This window comes from Bradyrhizobium sp. USDA 4541 (assembly GCF_024171085.1).
In the GTDB taxonomy this organism is placed as follows: domain Bacteria; phylum Pseudomonadota; class Alphaproteobacteria; order Rhizobiales; family Xanthobacteraceae; genus Bradyrhizobium; species Bradyrhizobium australafricanum.
In genome coordinates this window covers 185,422-202,629 of record NZ_JALJZF010000001.1, presented here as the reverse complement: position 1 = coordinate 202,629, position 17,208 = coordinate 185,422, and the positions used below count along the sequence as shown (strand labels likewise).

The following is a 17,208-nucleotide window of genomic DNA, read 5'->3' as shown; positions in this document are numbered from 1 at the left end:
ACGAGGTTTTTACGGCGGAACGCCCGGTTCGGCCGGGCGCGTACGGAAAAGATGGAGCTTAGGTAATCCTTTTTTGCGACAAGCTCAACCTTGGCCGACAGGTGTCAGGCCAGCGTCAGACGCGCTTCGTGGCAGCGTTAACGACGGCTTCAGCAGTAATGCCGAAATGCGGGAAAAGGTCCTTCGCCGGGGCGCTGGCGCCGAATCCGTGCATGCCGATGAATTCGCCGTCATGGCCGATCACGGCATCCCAGCCCCAGCGCACCGCGGCCTCGATCGCGATCTTGACTGGGGCGTTGCCGATAATGGCATTTTGCCGTTCGGCGGGCTGTGCCAGCAGCAATTCCAGCGACGGGACCGAGACCACCCGCGTCGCGATGCCGCGTCCGGCGAGCTGCTTCTGCGCCTCGACCGCGATCTGGACCTCGGAACCCGACGCGAACAATGACACTTTTGCGTCACCCTGCGCCGCGACCAGCTCATAGGCGCCGTGGCTGCACGGGTTGTCGTTCGGCGCCGTGGTGCGGAGCTGCGGCAGGTTCTGGCGAGTCAGCGCCAGCACCGTCGGTCCGTCGACGCGGTTGAGCGCCAGTTCCCAGCACTCGGCGGTCTCGACCGCGTCACAGGGACGGAACACGCGCATGTTGGGCATCGCGCGGAGCGCGGAGAGATGCTCGACCGGCTGGTGCGTCGGGCCGTCCTCGCCGAGGCCGATCGAGTCATGGGTCATGACATAGACGACGCCGGTGCCCATCAGCGCCGACAGCCGCATCGCGCCGCGCGCGTAGTCGGTGAATACCAGGAAGGTGGCGCCGTTCGGCGCGAAGCCGCCATGCAGGAAGATGCCGTTGAGGCACGCCGCCATGCCGTGCTCGCGGACGCCGTAATGGATGAAGCGACCCTTCGGCGTCTTGGCGCCGAACGCCGTCGCCGACTTCGCCTTGTTGTTGTTGGAGCCGGTGAGGTCGGCGGAGCCGGCGACGAATTCCATCGGCATCGCAGCCGCAATCACCTCGATCGCGGCTTCCGACGATTTGCGGGTCGCGACGTTGAGCGGATTTTCCAGGAGTCCCTTCTTGAAGGCGCGCAGCCCCTTGGCGAGCGACTGCGGCCGCTCGTGGCGAATGCGGCGTTCGAACTCGGCGCGCTTGCGGCTGCCGAGCTGCGCGAACTGCTCGTCCCAAGCCTTGTGCTCGGCGGCGCCGCGGGCGCCTGCCTCGCGCCAGGCCTTCAGCACATCGTCGGGCACCGAGAACGGCTCGAGCGAGATGCCGAGCTTCTCCTTGGCCGCCTTGAGCTCGTCGGCGCCGAGCGCTTCGCCATGCGCCTTGGCGGTGCCGGCCTTGTGCGGCGCGCCGTACCCGATCGTGGTCTTGCAGGCGATCATCGAGGGCTTGTTGGATTTCTGCGCGCGGGTGATTGCAGCGGCAATCGCCTGCGGATCGTGGCCGTCGATCAATTCGGCGGCCCAGCCTGCGGACTTGAAGCGCTTCACCTGATCGACGGAATCGGAGATCGAGGTCGGGCCGTCGATCGAGATGCCGTTGTCGTCGTACAGCACGATCATCTTGTTGAGCCGCCAGACACCGGCGAGCGCGATCGCTTCCTGCGAGATGCCCTCCATCAGGTCGCCGTCGGAGGCAAGCACATAGGTGTGGTGGTTGACGATCTTCTTGCCGAACTCGGCGGCCAGCATCTTCTCGGCGAGCGCCATGCCGACCGCGGTCGCGATGCCCTGGCCGAGCGGACCGGTGGTGGTCTCGATGCCCTTGGTGTGGAAGTTCTCGGGGTGTCCCGGTGTCAGCGATCCGAGCTGGCGGAAATGCTTGAGCTGGTCGAGCGTCATGTCCTTGTTGCCGGTGAGGTACAGCAACGAATAGAGCAGCATCGAGCCATGGCCGGCCGAGAGCACGAAGCGGTCGCGATCGGGCCACGCCGTGTCGGCCGCATCGAATTTCAGGAATTTCGTGAACAGGACGGTCGCGATGTCGGCGGCGCCCATCGGCAGGCCGGGATGGCCGGAATTCGCCTTTTCGACGGCGTCCATGGCAAGGCCACGGATCGCATTGGCCATACGAGTGTGATCGACCTGCGTCATGATGAAAAGTCCGCCTAAAATGAGGAGCTGATGCTGGACGCATCGGGCGGGCAGCCGCGATACGCGCGTGGATGGCCTTACGGGTTGGGGGTGGATTAGCACCTCAATTCCGCAAGTCCAAGGCGATGGAACGCCTCAAAACGGGGAAAAGTTGCCCGAAATCGCCCTATTTCATTCAACGGTGCATAGTTCTGCGCCGCCGTTGCGCTGGGCTCGCTTGCCACGTAAATTTCGTCCCGTAAACGCTTGCCGAACCGCCTGTTTTGCCGTGCGGCAGGCCTGTCTTCCGCAGGCTACCAAGGCCAACCGACTTGAAAGGTCCACGCCGCGTGTCATGAGTGATCGTCTCGCCAACGGGTCTGGCAATACCGAGGCACCGCTTGCCGATATCGATGCTGCGACCAAGCGGCTGATGGCAGCGCTTGATGCGCTGGAAAGCTCGGTGGAGCGGCGCCGCGAGGCTGACCGCGACGAGAACGAATTGGCGAGCCGCATCCAGGCGCTCGGCGCCGATCGCTCCAGGCTTGCCGACGAGCTCGACGGATCGCTGGTGAAGACGCGCAAGCTCGAGCGCGCCAATCGCGAGATCGCGGAAAAACTCGACGCGGCAATCGGCAGCATTCGCGCCGTGCTCGACGGCGGAGACAGCAGATGAGCCACATCAACGTCACCATCAATGGCCGGCAATACCGGATGGCCTGCGAGGAGGGCCAGGAGGTGCGGCTCCTAAAGCTCGCGGAAAATCTCCAGCAGCGCGTGGAATCGCTGCGCGGCAAGTTCGGCGAGATCGGCGATGCGCGGCTGACGGTGATGGCGGCGCTCACCGCCTGCGACGAACTGGTCGACGCCAGCGCACGCATCCGCAGCCTCGAGGAAGAGGTCGAGCAGCTGCGCAACGCGCGCGTTGCCGCCATCGACCGCGCCCGCGCGACCCAGACCGCGGTCTCCAACGCGCTCAACGCCGCCGCGGAGCGGATCGAGCGCACCACGCAGGTGCTCAACCGCACCATCGGCGGCGGCATCGCGATCGGGTGATCTATATTTTCCGGCATCGGGTGATCTTATCCTCCCCTGGAGGGGGAGGATCGACGCTCATGAAATGAGCGGCGAGGTGGGGTGACGGTCTTTCCACACGTGTAGCGCCCGCGTTGAGAGATCACCCCACCCCGGTTCGCATTCCGCTACGCTTCATGCGTACCGACCCTCCCCCTCCAGGGGAGGGTGGAGAGAAGTGCATGAGTCTCGGCTGCGTCTTCCTTACCGCTGGCGGATTGGGGCAACGATGGCTAGATTAGCGCCCGCGAAGCTGCGTCGTGCGTCAGGAGCCATATATCCCCGGGGCCTTATCGATCCTTTAGGGAACTGTCCCTGGCCGGGTCCGTGGACCCGGACATATGGTGCCCACCTACTTTCGTAGGGAACTCCGGGATCGAGCGCTCCAACGGCCTCTGCGGCTTCGCACTGATTTTTGCTGTTGCCTTGTCGTCGCGCTGCGGCGGTTGAATTGTCTAGCAGTGTTGTGCCCCGCGATACGGGTCGTCCAGCGCACCGCGGCCTGGCCTTAACGAAAGCTAGCGTCTCTGGGATGATGGATCGTCCGTTGTCGCGGACGACGACAGCGGAAGATGGATCATGCACGCATCTCCATCGAAGGCCGAGCTCCGGGCACTTGCTCTCGCCAAGCGCGATGCGCTGAGCGACGAGCAGCGCGCGACGGCTGCCGAAGCGCTCGCCAAGCGCGGCGCGCCGTTCGAGATCGCGCCGGGCATGATCGTCTCGGGCTATGCGCCGATCCGCAGCGAGCTCGATCCGGCGCCGTTGATGAAGAAGCTTGCCGACAGGGGCGCGCGGCTCGCGCTGCCCTGCATCAATGCGCGCGGCCAGTCGCTGACCTTCCGCAGCTGGTCGCCGCAGGACCGGCTGATGCTCGGGCCGCTCGGCATTCCCGAGCCGTCGCCGGCCGCCGCCGAGGTGCATCCGGACGTGATGCTGGTGCCGCTCGCGGCATTCGACAAGCTCGGTCACCGCATCGGCTACGGCGCCGGTTATTACGACTATACCTTCGCGCATCTGCGCAAGGCCAAGCATGTGATCGGGGTCGGACTTGCCTTTGCTGCACAGGAAACCAAGGCGATTCCGGCGCTGTCGCACGACGTCCCGCTCGATTTTGTGCTAACGGAGCGCAAGACGTTCGATTTCCGGAGTAGCTAGCCTTGCGAATTCTCTTCGTTGGTGACGTCGTCGGCAGGACCGGCCGCACCGCCATCGCCGACCACCTTCCCGGCATGATCAGGGACTGGTCGCTCGATCTCGTGGTCGTCAATGGCGAGAATTCCGCCGGCGGCTTCGGCATCACCGAGGCGATCTATCAGGAGCTGCTCGACGCCGGCGCCGATGCGATCACGCTCGGCAACCACGCCTGGAATCAGAAGGAGGCGCTGGTCTTCATCGAGCGCGCGCCGCGCCTGATCCGCCCGCTGAATTTTCCGCGCCATTCGCCCGGCCGCGGCGCCACGCTGGTCGATACCAAGAGCGGCAAGCGCGCGCTGGTCCTCAACGCGATCGGCCGCGTCTTCATGGAGCCGTCCTCGAACGATCCGTTCAGCGCCATCGAGCGCGAGCTCGAGGCCTGCCCGCTGCGCGAGGGCTGTGATGCCATCGTGCTCGATTTCCATGCCGAGGCGACCAGCGAGAAGCAGGGCGTCGGCTTCTTCTGCGACGGCCGCGTCAGCCTCGTGGTCGGTACCCATACCCACGTGCCGACCGCCGATCATCAGGTGCTGCCGGGCGGCACCGCCTATATGAGCGATGCCGGCATGACCGGCGACTATGACTCGGTGATCGGCATGCAGAAGGAGGAGCCGCTGCAGCGCTTCCTCACCGGCATTCCCTCCGGCCGTTTCGAGCCGGCGGGCGGCGTGGCAACACTGAGCGGCATCGCGGTCGAGACCGACGATGCGACCGGGCTCGCGGTGAAGGTCGCGCCGGTGCGCGCCGGCGGGCGGCTCGAGCCTGCGGTGCCGGGGTTTTGGACCTAGCGAGGAAACGTAGCCCCGGATGCAGCGAAACGAAATCCGGGAATCTCTCCGCGGTCGCATTGATCCGGATTGCGCTTCGCTGCGTCCGGGCTACGAACTACGACTGCCGAAAACCCATCCGGAATGCGCCCCAGTGGCGGCCGTTCACGACGATCGGCGATGACAGGTCCTTCATCAGCACGAAATTGCCGCCGCCCATGTCGCGGCGATAGGTTTGCAACAGGAACGGTTTTGTGTTGGCCGCGACCTTGCTCACCGCGCGATCGTTGAACAGGCGGCGGTTGCGGCAATTGGCGTTGTTCCACACCGGGTCCGGCCCCTGCGGCTGCCGGTAGTTCGGATTGTGGGTCGGCAGATAGCCGCTGCGCGCCCAGGCGACGCAGAACACGATGCGCGGATCGCTCTTCTGGATCGGATCCTGGATCGCGGGCAACACGCGGTCGGTGAAGGCGACGTAGTCGGTGAGATACTGCTTCGGATTGGTGCCGGCGATCTCGCGATAATTCTCGTCCATCAATTGCGCGAGCGTGATCTCGCCGCGCGCCACGGCATTCTCGAGCAGCTCCGAGATCTGCCTTGCGGTGTCGATCACGACGCGGATCAGCGGCGTGTCGCTGGTCTGCACGCCGCTGTCGGCGATGGTCACGATCAGGCTCTCGGAGAGCTCGAGCAGTTTCGCGACGCGGCTGTCGGCGTGCTTGAGGTCGCGCGAGGAGAGATCGACGCCCTTCGCCAGCTCGTTCAGCTCCGCGATCACGCTGTCGCAATGGCCGAGATTGGAGGTCGCGGCGCGCGCCACGCTGCCGATCTCGGCGCCGACGGATGAGAAGCCTTCCTGCACGCGCATGATGATGCCCGAAATCTGCTGGGCGCCTTCGCCGGCGCTCTTGGCGCGCAACGAGGCATCGCTGCTCTCGCCGATCAGGCTGCCGATCTGGCCGTCGAGATCGCGCACGGTGTCGGAAATCTGATGCGTCGCCTGGCGGGTTGCTTCCGCAAGGTTCTTGACCTCGCTCGCGACCACGGCAAAGCCGCGGCCGGCATTGCCGGCGCGCGCCGCCTCGATGGTGGCGTTGAGCGCCAGCAGATTGGTCTGCTTGGCGATTGCCTCGATCGAACCGGAAACCTTGGCGACCTGGCTCAGCGCGGAGCCGACCGCGGCGAGCCGCGCCTCGATCCGTCCGACCGCCGCGACGAGCTCCGCGATATGGCTGACCGCGGTCTCGACCACATGGCGCGACTCCGCGATCTGGCCGACCGCGGCGGATGCGGTCGTTTGCACCGCCTGCGATGCGTTGGCGATGTCGTGATTGGCGGCGACCATCGTCTCGGCCGTCGTCTGCAAATGATGGAAGCGCTCGGACTGGCTGCTGACGCGGTTCGCGACCTCCTGGACGTTGCCGGCGATGTCGGCGAGTTCCACCCCGAGGCCGCCGATGCGGTCGGCGAGCTGGTCCACCAGCCGCTCGGCCAGCGTTCGGTCCGATGACGTATCCAGAACTGCAAGCTGCGCGGCCGACATGTCGACGCTTCCTCCGTTACAGCGGCTCGTCGGCCGCCGCAGCATTCCCCATTCCAACCCTAAAGCGTGATTCGCGCTGCCGGTCTTGCCTGAGCGCGCACTGTGTAGCCCGGATGCAGCGCAGCGAAATCCGGGACTCCTGCCCGTGGAAACATGCATCCCGGATTACGCTTCGCTGCATCCGGGCTACGAAGCGTTCAAAGCTTGTAGGCGGTGCGGAACCCGCCCCAGTGCCGGCCGCGCACGCGGATCGGTACGTCGATCTCGCGCATCATCACCGTGTTGCCGCCTCCCATGTCGCGCGCATAGGTCTGGATCAGATAGGCGCGCTGGTTGCGGCCGGCGGCGAGGCCCGCGGCGTCGTTGAAGATGCGGCGGTTGCGGCTGTTGGCGGTGTTGTATGCCACGTCGCCCGGCCGCTGCGGCTGCGAGTAGAGCTTGTTGTGGACCGGCAGATAGCCGTTCTGGTCGATCATCACGCAGAATGCCATTCGCTTGTCCCTGGCGAGGAATGCGTCCTGGAACGCCGGCAGGGTGCGCTCCGCCCAGTCCAGCATTTTGGTGCGGTACTGCACCGGGTTGGTGCCTGCGATCTCGACATAGTCGGTGTCGAACATGTCGGCGATTGTAATCGCGCCGCTCGCCAGCCCGTTCTCGAACATCTTGCTCAGCGTGCTGCCGGCTTCGATCGCGCGGGTGACGAGCTCGGCGTTCTCCTCGTGGATCGCCCACATCCGGTCTTCGATTTTTTCGCGCAGCTCGGCCGTTGCCGCCTCGAAGCGGGCCTGGCTGCCTGCCTTGGAGCGCTCGCCGACCCGGATCCGGCACGCGCCGATCTCCTGCAATGTCGCGTTCAGGGTCTCCTGCACCGGCAGCTTCCCGGCATCGGGTCCGCCGATCAGAATGCCGTCCATCGCGATCTCGTAGACCGGCGCGGTGACGAGGCCGCGCGCGGTCGTGATCTCGATCTTGAGGCTGCAGGGCAGGCGCTCGTTCTTGCGCGGATCGCCGCGCTCGTCCTGGCGCAGCAGCACCGCGCAGCGCGCTTTCAGCTTCTGGGCGAAGGCGGTCACCGCCTTGCCGGCCCTGGCGACATTGTCGCCATGCGCGGCGGCTTCGCGCGTTGCACTGTCGATCTCGCCGGCGCTGGTGCCGACCGAGACGATGAAGTGCGAGGCGGAGGCGGCGTTCTGGCCCATCTCGCCGGTGATTTCATTCTGCTCGGCAACCGCGCCGTTGACGTTCTCGAACACCGGGCGGATCTTTTCGATCGCCTGGGAGATGCGATGCACCGCGTCCGCCGATCCGGTGGCGTCCTTCTGCAACGCCTCGATCTTGCGGGTGATCTCCCCGGTCGCGCTCTGGGTCTGCACCGCCAGCGCCTTGACCTCGGTTGCGACCACCGCAAAGCCCTTGCCGGCGGCACCGGCGCGCGCCGCCTCGATCGTCGAGTTCAGCGCGAGCAGCGTGGTCTGCCGCGCGATCTGTGCGATCAGATTGACGACGTTGCCGATCGCGGCCGAAGACTCGCGCAGGCGATCGACATTGGCGGTGGCCTCGCGCGCCGCGGCCGCGGCGTCGTCGGCGAGCTGGCTCGCGCTGCGCACCTGCGCCCCGATGCCCTCGGCGGAATGGGTGAAACGGTCGGCGGCTTGCGAGAACGTCGTCGCGGTGCTTTGCGCATCGCTGCTGCGGCCGGTCAGCGCATCGGTGCGGGCGCGGATCGTAGCGAGCTTGGCAGCCGTTGCCTCGGCGCCGTCGGCGACCGAGCTCGCGGCGCGTTCGAGCTGGCGGATCATCGCGCCGAGCTCGAGTTCCAGCAATTCCAGGATCTCCTTGGAGGAATCCTTGGCCGAATCAGTCTCGGTCGAGACCTCAGGGGCTGCGGCCGCGGTTGGAACCTGCGGCGCGACGGCCGGCGCACCCGGCTCCGGCACTTGCTTTCGAAACAAACCGAACGCCATGTGGGCTCTTTGGGGCTGTGGAAAGTTGCGGCGGGACGGGGCGATCCTCGCACCCGGGCATGAAGTCATGGTTAACAAGTGCCTCATATTCCGGCTTGCGGTAGTATTCCTCCGCCGGAGGGCCCCGCCGATCCTTTGATTTTGACCGTGAGGGGCCTATAAGGCCGCGTTTTCCATCCCTGTTCAGACCCTAAGCTCCGAAGAGACGTCGCATGGCCGGCCATTCCCAATTCAAGAACATCATGCACCGCAAGGGCCGGCAGGATGCCCAGAAGTCGAAGCTTTTCGGCAAGCTGGCCCGCGAAATCACCGTGGCGGCCAAGCTCGGCACCCCGGACCCGGCGATGAATCCGCGGCTGCGCGCCGCCGTGGTCGCGGCCCGCGCCGAGAACATGCCCAAGGACAATATCGACCGCGCCATCAAGAAGGCCGCCGGCAATGAAGGCGAGAACTATGACGAGATCCGCTACGAGGGTTATGGCCCCGGCGGCGTCGCCGTCATCGTCGAGGCGCTGACCGACAACCGCAACCGCGCCGCTTCCGATATCCGCTCCTTCTTCACCAAGTCGGGCGGCAATCTCGGCGAAACCGGCTCGGTCGCCTTCATGTTCGACCGCACCGGCATCATCGAATACGACGCCAAGGTCGCCTCCGACGACGCCATGCTGGACGCCGCGATCGAGGCCGGCGCCGACGACGTGGTCTCCAGCGAAGGCGGCCACGAGGTCTACGCCTCGCAGGACACTTTCCGCGAAGTCGCAAAAGCGCTGGAAGCGAAGTTCGGCGAGCCGCGCAAGGCGGCGCTGACCTGGAAGCCGCAGAACACCGTTTCGGTCGACGACGAGACCGGCGAAAAGCTGCTGAAGCTGATGGACCTGCTCAACGAGCATGACGACGTGCAGAACGTGTTCGCCAATTTCGAGGTGTCCGACGCACTGATCGCGAAGATGGGCGGGTAGTTTGCTTTGTCATTGCCGAGCTTGACCCGGCAATCCATCAAAAAGCAAAGGCTTCTATGATCGATGGATGCGCGGGTCAAGCCCGCGCATGACGATTGCGGCTATTGTGCTTTCCCGGGTATGAGGCTCCGTTTGTGTTTCGTTCTCCCGGCGCAGGCGGTATCACTAGCCCATGACATCCCAGCCGATTCGCTCTCCCGTCCGCATCATCGGTATCGATCCGGGTCTCCGCCGCACCGGCTGGGGGGTGATCGAGACCGAAGGCAATCGTCTCGTCTATATCGCCTGCGGTTCGGTCGAGCCGCCGGACGATCTGCCGCTGGCGAGCCGGCTGCTTGCAATCCATGAGGGGCTGGCCGCCGTGCTCGGCGATTACAAGCCTGTGGAGGCGGCGGTCGAGCAGACCTTCGTCAACAAGGACGGCGTTGCCACCCTGAAGCTCGGCCAGGCGCGCGGCGTCGCCATGCTGGCGCCCGCAATGTTCGGTATCTCGGTCGCCGAATACGCGCCGAACCAGGTCAAGAAGACCGTGGTCGGCGCCGGACATGCCGAGAAGAACCAGATCCAGGTGATGCTGAAAATCCTGCTGCCGAAAGCCGAGCCGCCGTCCGCCGACGCCGCGGACGCGCTCGCGGTCGCGATCACCCACGCCCATCACCGCCAGAGCACCGCGCTGCGGCTCAGGGTGGCGAGCCTATGATCGGCAAGCTGAAGGGCCTGATCGATTCCTATGGCGAGGATTACGTGATCCTCGACGTCGGCGGCGTCGGCTACCAGGTGCATTGTGCGAGCCGCACGCTGCAGGCGCTGCCGTCGCCGGGCGGCGCCGCCGTGCTCTCGATCGAGACCTATGTCCGCGAGGACCAGATCAAACTGTTCGGCTTCCGCAGTGATCACGAGCGCGAATGGTTTCGCTTGCTGCAGACCGTGCAGGGGGTCGGCGCCAAGGTCGCGCTCGCGGTGCTCGGCACGCTGCCGCCGACCGATCTCGCCAACGCCATCGCGCTGCGCGACAAGGCGGCGGTGGCGCGGACGCCGGGAGTCGGGCCGAAGGTCGCCGAGCGCATCGTCAGCGAATTGAAGGACAAGGCGCCGGGCTTTGCGGATGTCGATCCCGCGGTGGTGCAACTGTCTGGCGCGATCGACAACAACCGCGCGCCGCGTCCTGTCACCGACGCGATCTCGGCGCTGGTCAATCTCGGCTACGGCCAGCCGCAGGCCGCCGCCGCCATCGCCGCCGCCTCGCGCAGCGCCGGTGAGAAGGCCGAGACCGCGCAGCTGATCCGGCTGGGGTTGAAGGAACTGTCGAAGTGATCAGTGGATTGGAGCGCCTCTGTTCTTCACCTCGCCCCGCTTGCGGGGAGAGGTCGGATCGCATCGCCGATGCGATCCGGGTGAGGGGGTACAGGTCTCGACACACATTGCGCTCGCGGAAGCAGCCCCTCACCCCAACCCTCTCCCCGCAAGAGCGGGGAGAGGGAGAACAATCTCGTGTTAGTCTCGCATCATGAATACGCCCTCGCGCATGGTCTCGCCTGAACGCCGCTCCGACGATGTCGGTGACACCGCGCTGCGGCCGCAGTCGCTGACGGAGTTCGTCGGTCAGGCCCAGGCACGCAAGAATCTCTCGATCTTCATCGAGGCTGCGAAGAAACGCGGCGAGGCGCTCGATCACGTGCTGTTCGTCGGTCCCCCCGGCCTCGGCAAGACCACGCTGGCGCAGATCGTCGCGCGTGAGCTCGGCGTCGGCTTTCGTGCCACCTCCGGCCCTGTCATTGCGAAGGCCGGCGATCTCGCGGCGCTGCTGACCAATCTCGAAGAACGCGACGTGCTGTTCATCGACGAGATCCATCGCCTCAGCCCGGCGGTCGAGGAAGTGCTCTATCCCGCGATGGAGGATTTCCAGCTCGACCTGATCATCGGCGAGGGTCCGGCGGCGCGCTCGGTCAAGATCGAATTGTCGAAGTTCACGCTGGTCGGCGCGACGACGCGCGCAGGCCTGCTCACCAATCCGTTGCGCGACCGCTTCGGCATTCCGATCCGGCTCAATTTCTACACCGAGGAAGAGCTCGAGAAGATCGTCACCCGCGGTGCCCGCGTGCTCAATATCGGCATGAGTCCTGATGGCGCCAACGAGATCGCGCGCCGCGCCCGCGGCACGCCGCGCATCGCCGGCCGCCTGCTGCGCCGGGTGCGCGACTTTGCCTCCGCGGCGGACGCCGATTCCGTCGACCGCGGCATCGCCGACCGGGCGTTGAGCGCGCTCGAGGTGGACAGCGCCGGGTTAGACGCGATGGACCGGCGCTATCTCACCACCATTGCCTTGAACTATGGCGGCGGGCCGGTCGGCGTCGAGACCATGGCGGCGGCGTTGTCGGAGCCGCGCGATGCGATCGAGGACATCATCGAGCCCTATCTGATCCAGTGCGGCTATCTGCAGCGTACTCCGCGTGGCCGGCTTCTGACCTCGCACGCCTTCCGCCATCTCGGCCTCGCCGAGCCGAACCGCGATCCCTCGCAGTTCGGCCTGTTCGGCAGCAATGGCGACGAGGACTGACGCATGATCCGGAAGAGGGCGAAGCGGTTTTCATGCTCGAACAAAAGCCCTCCGCTCTCGAAGACGTGAAGAGACGTGTTGATGCGGCGCGTCGCGCCGCCGGTAACCTTGCCTGCTAACCATTGCGGCATCTCTGCAGGCTGTCTGCACAAGCACGGCCCAATTTCGCTCCAATCAAAGGGCCTATGATAGCCCAGAGTGTTTTCGACAAGCGCCAGGCATCACCGATCACACGTCCATGATTTCACGTCGTCATTTTCTGCGCGGGTTCGGCGGATTGACCGCCGCCACCGCTTCGACCGCGGCCTATGGCTTGAGCGAGCCGGTCGTCCGCCTCGCGCTCACGCGCTACGATCTGTCGCCGCGGCAATGGCCGGCGGATTTTCCGCTCAAGATCGCCGCGCTCGCCGACATCCACGCCTGCGATCCCTGGATGTCGCTCGATCGCATCGCTGAGATCGTCGAGCGGACGAACGGTCTGAACCCCGACATCATCGTGCTGCTCGGCGACTATGTCGCCGGGCTGCGCCACGTCACCCGCTTCATTCCGGCCTCCGACTGGGCCGCGGTGCTGAAGGGCCTGAAGGCGCCGCTCGGCGTACACGCCGTGCTCGGCAACCACGACTACTGGGAAGACAAGGCGGTACAGCGCCTGGGGCGCGGCATCCCGCTCTCGCGCCGCGCGCTGGAAGGGGCGGGGATTCCGGTCTACGAGAACGACGCGGTGCGGCTCGCCAAGGACGGCCGTCCGTTCTGGCTCGCCGGTCTCGGCGACCAGCTCGCCTTCATGGCGGCGCGGCCCTATCGCCAGGTCACGCGCATCGGCGTCGACGATCTCAACGCGACGCTTGCCAAGGTCACAGACGACGCGCCGGTGATCCTGCTCGCGCATGAGCCCGACGTCGCGCTCCGGGTGCCCTCGCGCGTCGCGTTGCAGCTGTCCGGCCACACCCATGGCGGACAGGTCCGGCTGCTCGGCTGGTCGCCGGCTGTACCGGTGAAGCACGGCATGCGGCTCGCGTATGGCCATATCAAGCTGAAATGCGACGTCGTCGTCTCCGGCGGCCTCGGCTGCAGCATCATGCCGTTCCGCCTCGGCGTGCCGCCCGAGATCGTGCAGGTCACGCTCGGCGCAAAGGGGCCAGTGGTGTCCTGAGCGCGCTTGCGTGGGCGAGAGCTGCGCATCGGATGCGGGCCGACGGCGGTTCCGTCGAAAGTAACTGCTGTATCCGTTCCGGTTCCGGAGTGGCGCCTTTCGACATGGCCGCGATGAAGGATGGTAAGTTGCCGCATATTTCTGTGGGCGGTACCCTTCACCCTAAGGTAGCGGGAGGGATTGCGCAAAATGCAGGATTGGTATCCCAAGAAGCTCGTCGTCGGCGTTCAGGGGACGACAGGCACCTACGAGTTCATGAAAACCGTTTTCGGCCGGGAGCAGCCGTTCCGTTACGCCGAATTTGGAATCTACATGGCGGATACCGCAAGAAACGTCTGCCAGCTGTTTCCCGAGTGTGAGCTGCATCTTTTCGATTTCAACGATGCGGTCCAGCGCGCGGAGACAAAGCTCAGCGCCTACCCCAACAAGATCTCATATTTCGGCAACACCCAGAAGTTCAACGATTCCTACAACTGGTCTCTCATGAAGCTGATCAGGCAGTATGAGGGCGCTCCGATCTATGATTATTGCTTTCTCGACGGCGCGCACACGGTCGCAGTCGACGCTTTGAACTACTTCTTGTGCGACAAACTGCTCAAGGTTGGCGGTTACATGGATTTCGACGACTATGAATGGCGTCTGAGGGGATCGTCACTCGATCCGACGAAAATTCCGGCAATCGGCGATCAATATACCGATGAGCAGATCGACGCTTTTCAAGTCAAGATGATCGTTGACGACCTGGTCAGAACAGATCATCGGTACCAAGAGGTCGTCAGAAACAAGGTATTCCAGAAGGTCGCCTGATCCAGATCGCCAGCCGATCCCAAGATTTCCCGACCGTGCTTGCGTCGGCCGGCGATTTTGCGCAATACGAACCAAAGTGTTGCGCAATCGGGGGCTGCAAATGACCTCACCCATTCTCGACGGCCAGATCCGCGAGGGCCGCCACCATATGCAGGTCCGCGTCTATTACGAAGACACCGATTTTTCCGGCATCGTCTATCACGCCAATTACCTGCGCTTCATGGAGCGCGGCCGCACCAATCATCTCCGCCTGATGGGCGCCGAGCAGCAGGCGCTGTTCGATGAAGCGCAGGAGGTGACCGGCGGCTTCACCTTTGTCGTGCGCTCGATGACGCTCGACTTCCTCAAGCCGGCGCGGATGGACGACGTGCTCGACGTCGTGACTTGGCCGATCGCGGTGAAGGGCGCCTCCATCATGCTCGCTCAGGAAGTCCGGCGCGGCGATGACGTGCTTGTGAAGGCCGAGGTCCGCGTCGCCTTCATCAGCGGCGGCCGCGCGCAGCCGATCCCGAAGGCTATTCGCGCGCTGATGAAGGCCGATCTGGCTTAGAGCGTTTTCGAGCGAAGTGGGTACCGGTTCGCGTGAAGAAAACGCGTCAAAACACGAATCCGGAGCCCCGTTCCGATACAATCGGAACGGAATAGGCTCCAACTATCGGGCGATAGGAAACGCCCCATCGACTCTTTGGGACGCAGCGCTAGATTGCGCTGTAAACAACGAGGGATCGCCAATGTCACGCCCGCCGCTGCCACCCTTCACCCGCGAGACCGCCGCGCAGAAAGCGCGCATGGCGGAGGACGCCTGGAATTCGCGCGACCCGGTTCGGGTTGCCGGCGCCTATACCGAGGACAGCCGCTGGCGTAACCGCTCCGAGGTGTTTCAGGGCCGCGAAGCGATCGTGGCCTTCCTGACCCGCAAATGGGAAAAGGAGCAGGAGTATCGCCTGATCAAGGATCTCTGGGCGTTCGACGGCAACCGCATCGCGGTCCGCTTCCAGTACGAATGGCACGATGCCGGCGGCAACTGGTTTCGCTCCTACGGCAACGAGCAGTGGGAGTTCGACGAGCACGGCCTGATGCGCCGCCGCGAGGCCTCGATCAACGACATCGCGATCTCGGAGAAGGACCGCCGCTTCCATTGGCCCGCCCCGGGCCCGCGTCCGGCCGACGTGCCGGGCCTGGGGCACGAGCCGTTCTGATCGGCTCTCCGTAGCCTTGTAGCCGGATGGAGCGAAGCAAAATCCGGGACGATCTCTCCTGTTGTGCGGTCGATCCCGGATCGCGCTGCGCTCCATCCGGGGCTACGGGTCGTTGTGGTGACTCATCGAAAACGTTTGCGCGTCTCGAAGAGGGCTGATTTATGCTGGTCGGCGATTGCAACCTCACCGCGTCCGCCGGATCCATTACATGCCAATTGAACGTTCTACAGCCGTAGTGCTGGCAGGCCTCTTGCTCGCGACTGCTCTCATCCTTGCCCAGCCCGCGGCTGCGCAGAGCAGCGCAGACCATTCCGCAAAATGGGGGCCGCTGTTTCGCTCTCAGGTCACCAAGTGTTGGCGTAAACCTGCCCCCGTTGGGGACGAGGCAGCGAACATAAAGTTGGTTCTCGAGATCAGGCTGACGCGCGAGGGCTCGCTGGCGGAGCAACCGTCGGTGTCGTCGCAGAACAGTCCGGCCGTGTCAGACTACTCCCAAGCCTATCGCAAGAGCGCGCTGCAAGCGATCACGCTATGCCAGCCATATTCCTTGCCGGCCGAATACTACGATGAATGGAAATACTTCATGCCGGTGTTTCTAGAGATGCCGTCCCCTCCCGGCGCAGGGGTGTCCGGGGAATGATTCACTGTGTCGCGGTGCATGCTCGGCAGGACCGAGGCAAATCGGTCTTTTCTGGTTGTCGAGACACAGAGGGCCGAGCATGCGATATCGCGGTAGCATTTTTGGAAGGCTGCTTGAACCGATCAATCGACGGCAGTTTCAGACGGTTGTGGATCGTCTGGACGGGGATGCCTACGACAAGTCGTTCAGGAGCTGGGATCATCTGGTGGCGCTGATCTATGCCCAGCTTAGCGGCAACAGCAGTCTGCGCGGGGTGGTGACTGGCTTCAACGCCAATTCGCAGCATCACTATCACTTGGGAACCGGCAAGCTGTCGCGCTCGACGTTGTCCGATGCCAATGCCCGCCGTCCGATCGGCATTTTCGCGCAAACCTTTGCGGCGCTGTCGGCGATGGCGCGTCGCCAGCTGCGGAGTGAAGGCATGGAGATGGTGCGTCTGATCGACGCCAGTCCGATCCCGCTCGGCAAGGTCTGCAGTTGGGCGACGTGGAACGGCCGCATCCGCGGCATGAAGCTGCATGTCGTCTACGACCCAAGGAGCGATGTCCCGACCTGCGTCGAGATGACGGCCGCGAACGTCAATGACATCGAGATCGGCCGACAGACCCCAATCCAGCCCGCCACCACCTATGTGTTTGACAAGGGCTATTGCCGTTTCGACTGGTGGCAGAAGATCAATGATAGCAAGGCTTTCTTCGTTACCCGGGCGAAGACGAGCATCCGTCTTCGCTCGCTCAGGCATCGCGCCATCCGCAAGCGTAACGGGGATGGCTTCGAAATCCTTGCCGATGACGAGGTGAAGCTCACCAGCAAGGGCGATTCGCGCCTTCCAATCCCGCTCCGCCGCATCAAGATCAGACGCGAGAAAGGCGGCAAGATCACACTCCTGACCAACGACCTTGCCCGTAGCGCCGTCGAGATCGCCGCCCTCTACAAGAGCCGATGGCAAATCGAGCTGCTGTTCCGCTGGATCAAGCAGCATCTCGATATTCGCAAGTTCCTCGGCGCCAACGACAACGCGATCCGCCTTCAGGTGCTCGCTGCGATGATTGCCTACCTGCTGCTGCGCATCGCCGCTCACACCAACTGCATCAAAATGCTCCCGCTCAGGTTCGCCGAACTCGTCGGCCAGCTCCTGCTCACGCGTCGATCCCTCGCTGCCATCGACAAACCTCCGCCCATCAACCCCAGCCGTCGGAAATCAACCATCTCACCTGACCAGATGGAGCTCCGCTATGCCTGAATTTCCCCGGACACCCCTGCTCCCG

At 64.5% G+C, this 17,208-nt stretch carries 17 protein-coding genes and 1 other RNA gene; 15 read left to right on the top strand and 3 right to left on the bottom strand.

The genetic code is table 11. The annotated features are described in order from the left end of the window. Positions 1 to 115: 115 nt before the first annotated feature. The gene (tkt, locus tag J2R80_RS00965) at positions 116 to 2,098 is read right to left on the bottom strand and encodes a transketolase (protein WP_076825019.1); all 1,983 of its coding nucleotides are present in this window, start codon (positions 2,096 to 2,098) and stop codon (positions 116 to 118) included. Between the two features lie 334 nt (positions 2,099 to 2,432). Between tkt and J2R80_RS00960 the strand changes: the two genes are divergently transcribed. From J2R80_RS00960 to J2R80_RS00940, 5 genes are all read left to right on the top strand, one after another. Next, the gene (locus J2R80_RS00960; RefSeq protein WP_018269681.1) at positions 2,433 to 2,753 is read left to right on the top strand and encodes a DUF4164 domain-containing protein; all 321 of its coding nucleotides are present in this window, start codon (positions 2,433 to 2,435) and stop codon (positions 2,751 to 2,753) included. After that, entirely contained in the window at positions 2,750 to 3,133 is a 384-nt protein-coding gene (locus J2R80_RS00955) for a cell division protein ZapA (protein ID WP_028332812.1), read from the top strand. The genes J2R80_RS00960 and J2R80_RS00955 overlap by 4 nt, the downstream gene beginning before the upstream one ends. 265 nt (positions 3,134 to 3,398) lie before the next feature. Continuing rightward, positions 3,399 to 3,559: non-coding RNA, 6S RNA (ssrS, locus tag J2R80_RS00950), on the top strand. A 171-nt stretch (positions 3,560 to 3,730) separates the two neighbouring features. Then, complete coding sequence (locus J2R80_RS00945) at positions 3,731 to 4,309, top strand: 5-formyltetrahydrofolate cyclo-ligase (protein ID WP_057016202.1); 579 nt, start codon at positions 3,731 to 3,733, stop codon at positions 4,307 to 4,309. A gap of 2 nt (positions 4,310 to 4,311) precedes the next feature. Next, positions 4,312 to 5,136: a TIGR00282 family metallophosphoesterase gene (locus tag J2R80_RS00940; RefSeq protein ID WP_076825021.1), complete on the top strand. Its 825-nt coding sequence runs from the start codon at positions 4,312 to 4,314 to the stop codon at positions 5,134 to 5,136. Between the two features lie 97 nt (positions 5,137 to 5,233). Here J2R80_RS00940 and J2R80_RS00935 read toward each other — a convergent pair whose 3' ends face one another. Both J2R80_RS00935 and J2R80_RS00930 read right to left on the bottom strand, forming a co-directional pair. After that, a complete protein-coding gene (locus J2R80_RS00935; protein WP_076825022.1) occupies positions 5,234 to 6,658 on the bottom strand; it encodes a methyl-accepting chemotaxis protein in 1,425 nt (474 codons plus the stop codon). Between the two features lie 197 nt (positions 6,659 to 6,855). Next, a complete protein-coding gene (locus tag J2R80_RS00930) occupies positions 6,856 to 8,622 on the bottom strand; it encodes a methyl-accepting chemotaxis protein (protein WP_253588158.1) in 1,767 nt (588 codons plus the stop codon). Positions 8,623 to 8,834: 212 nt separating this feature from the next. Between J2R80_RS00930 and J2R80_RS00925 the strand changes: the two genes are divergently transcribed. The 10 genes from J2R80_RS00925 to J2R80_RS00880 all read left to right on the top strand — a co-directional run bounded on the left by J2R80_RS00925 (position 8,835) and on the right by J2R80_RS00880 (position 17,183). After that, the gene (locus tag J2R80_RS00925) at positions 8,835 to 9,581 is read left to right on the top strand and encodes a YebC/PmpR family DNA-binding transcriptional regulator (RefSeq protein WP_028332817.1); all 747 of its coding nucleotides are present in this window, start codon (positions 8,835 to 8,837) and stop codon (positions 9,579 to 9,581) included. A 172-nt stretch (positions 9,582 to 9,753) separates the two neighbouring features. After that, positions 9,754 to 10,281 (top strand): crossover junction endodeoxyribonuclease RuvC, encoded by a 528-nt coding sequence (ruvC, locus tag J2R80_RS00920; RefSeq protein WP_076825026.1) that lies wholly within the window; start codon positions 9,754 to 9,756, stop codon positions 10,279 to 10,281. Further along, a complete protein-coding gene (gene ruvA, locus J2R80_RS00915; protein WP_038386561.1) occupies positions 10,278 to 10,895 on the top strand; it encodes a Holliday junction branch migration protein RuvA in 618 nt (205 codons plus the stop codon). The genes ruvC and ruvA overlap by 4 nt, the downstream gene beginning before the upstream one ends. A 193-nt stretch (positions 10,896 to 11,088) precedes the next feature. Next, positions 11,089 to 12,138 carry a Holliday junction branch migration DNA helicase RuvB gene (gene ruvB / locus J2R80_RS00910; protein ID WP_057016206.1) on the top strand — a complete coding sequence of 350 codons (1,050 nt, stop codon included), beginning with the start codon at positions 11,089 to 11,091 and terminating at the stop codon, positions 12,136 to 12,138. A 238-nt stretch (positions 12,139 to 12,376) separates the two neighbouring features. Further along, on the top strand, positions 12,377 to 13,294 hold the full coding sequence (locus J2R80_RS00905; protein ID WP_141341961.1) for a metallophosphoesterase: 918 nt from the start codon (positions 12,377 to 12,379) through the stop codon (positions 13,292 to 13,294). A gap of 189 nt (positions 13,295 to 13,483) precedes the next feature. Beyond that, positions 13,484 to 14,101: a hypothetical protein gene (locus tag J2R80_RS00900; RefSeq protein WP_076825032.1), complete on the top strand. Its 618-nt coding sequence runs from the start codon at positions 13,484 to 13,486 to the stop codon at positions 14,099 to 14,101. A 100-nt stretch (positions 14,102 to 14,201) separates the two neighbouring features. Continuing rightward, entirely contained in the window at positions 14,202 to 14,651 is a 450-nt protein-coding gene (gene ybgC / locus J2R80_RS00895) for a tol-pal system-associated acyl-CoA thioesterase (protein WP_076825034.1), read from the top strand. 181 nt (positions 14,652 to 14,832) lie between these two features. Beyond that, entirely contained in the window at positions 14,833 to 15,300 is a 468-nt protein-coding gene (locus J2R80_RS00890) for a nuclear transport factor 2 family protein (protein WP_076825036.1), read from the top strand. Between the two features lie 208 nt (positions 15,301 to 15,508). Then, positions 15,509 to 15,940: a hypothetical protein gene (locus tag J2R80_RS00885; RefSeq protein WP_143270701.1), complete on the top strand. Its 432-nt coding sequence runs from the start codon at positions 15,509 to 15,511 to the stop codon at positions 15,938 to 15,940. 79 nt (positions 15,941 to 16,019) lie between these two features. Beyond that, on the top strand, positions 16,020 to 17,183 hold the full coding sequence (locus J2R80_RS00880) for an IS4 family transposase (RefSeq protein WP_057015126.1): 1,164 nt from the start codon (positions 16,020 to 16,022) through the stop codon (positions 17,181 to 17,183). Positions 17,184 to 17,208 lie beyond the last annotated feature (25 nt).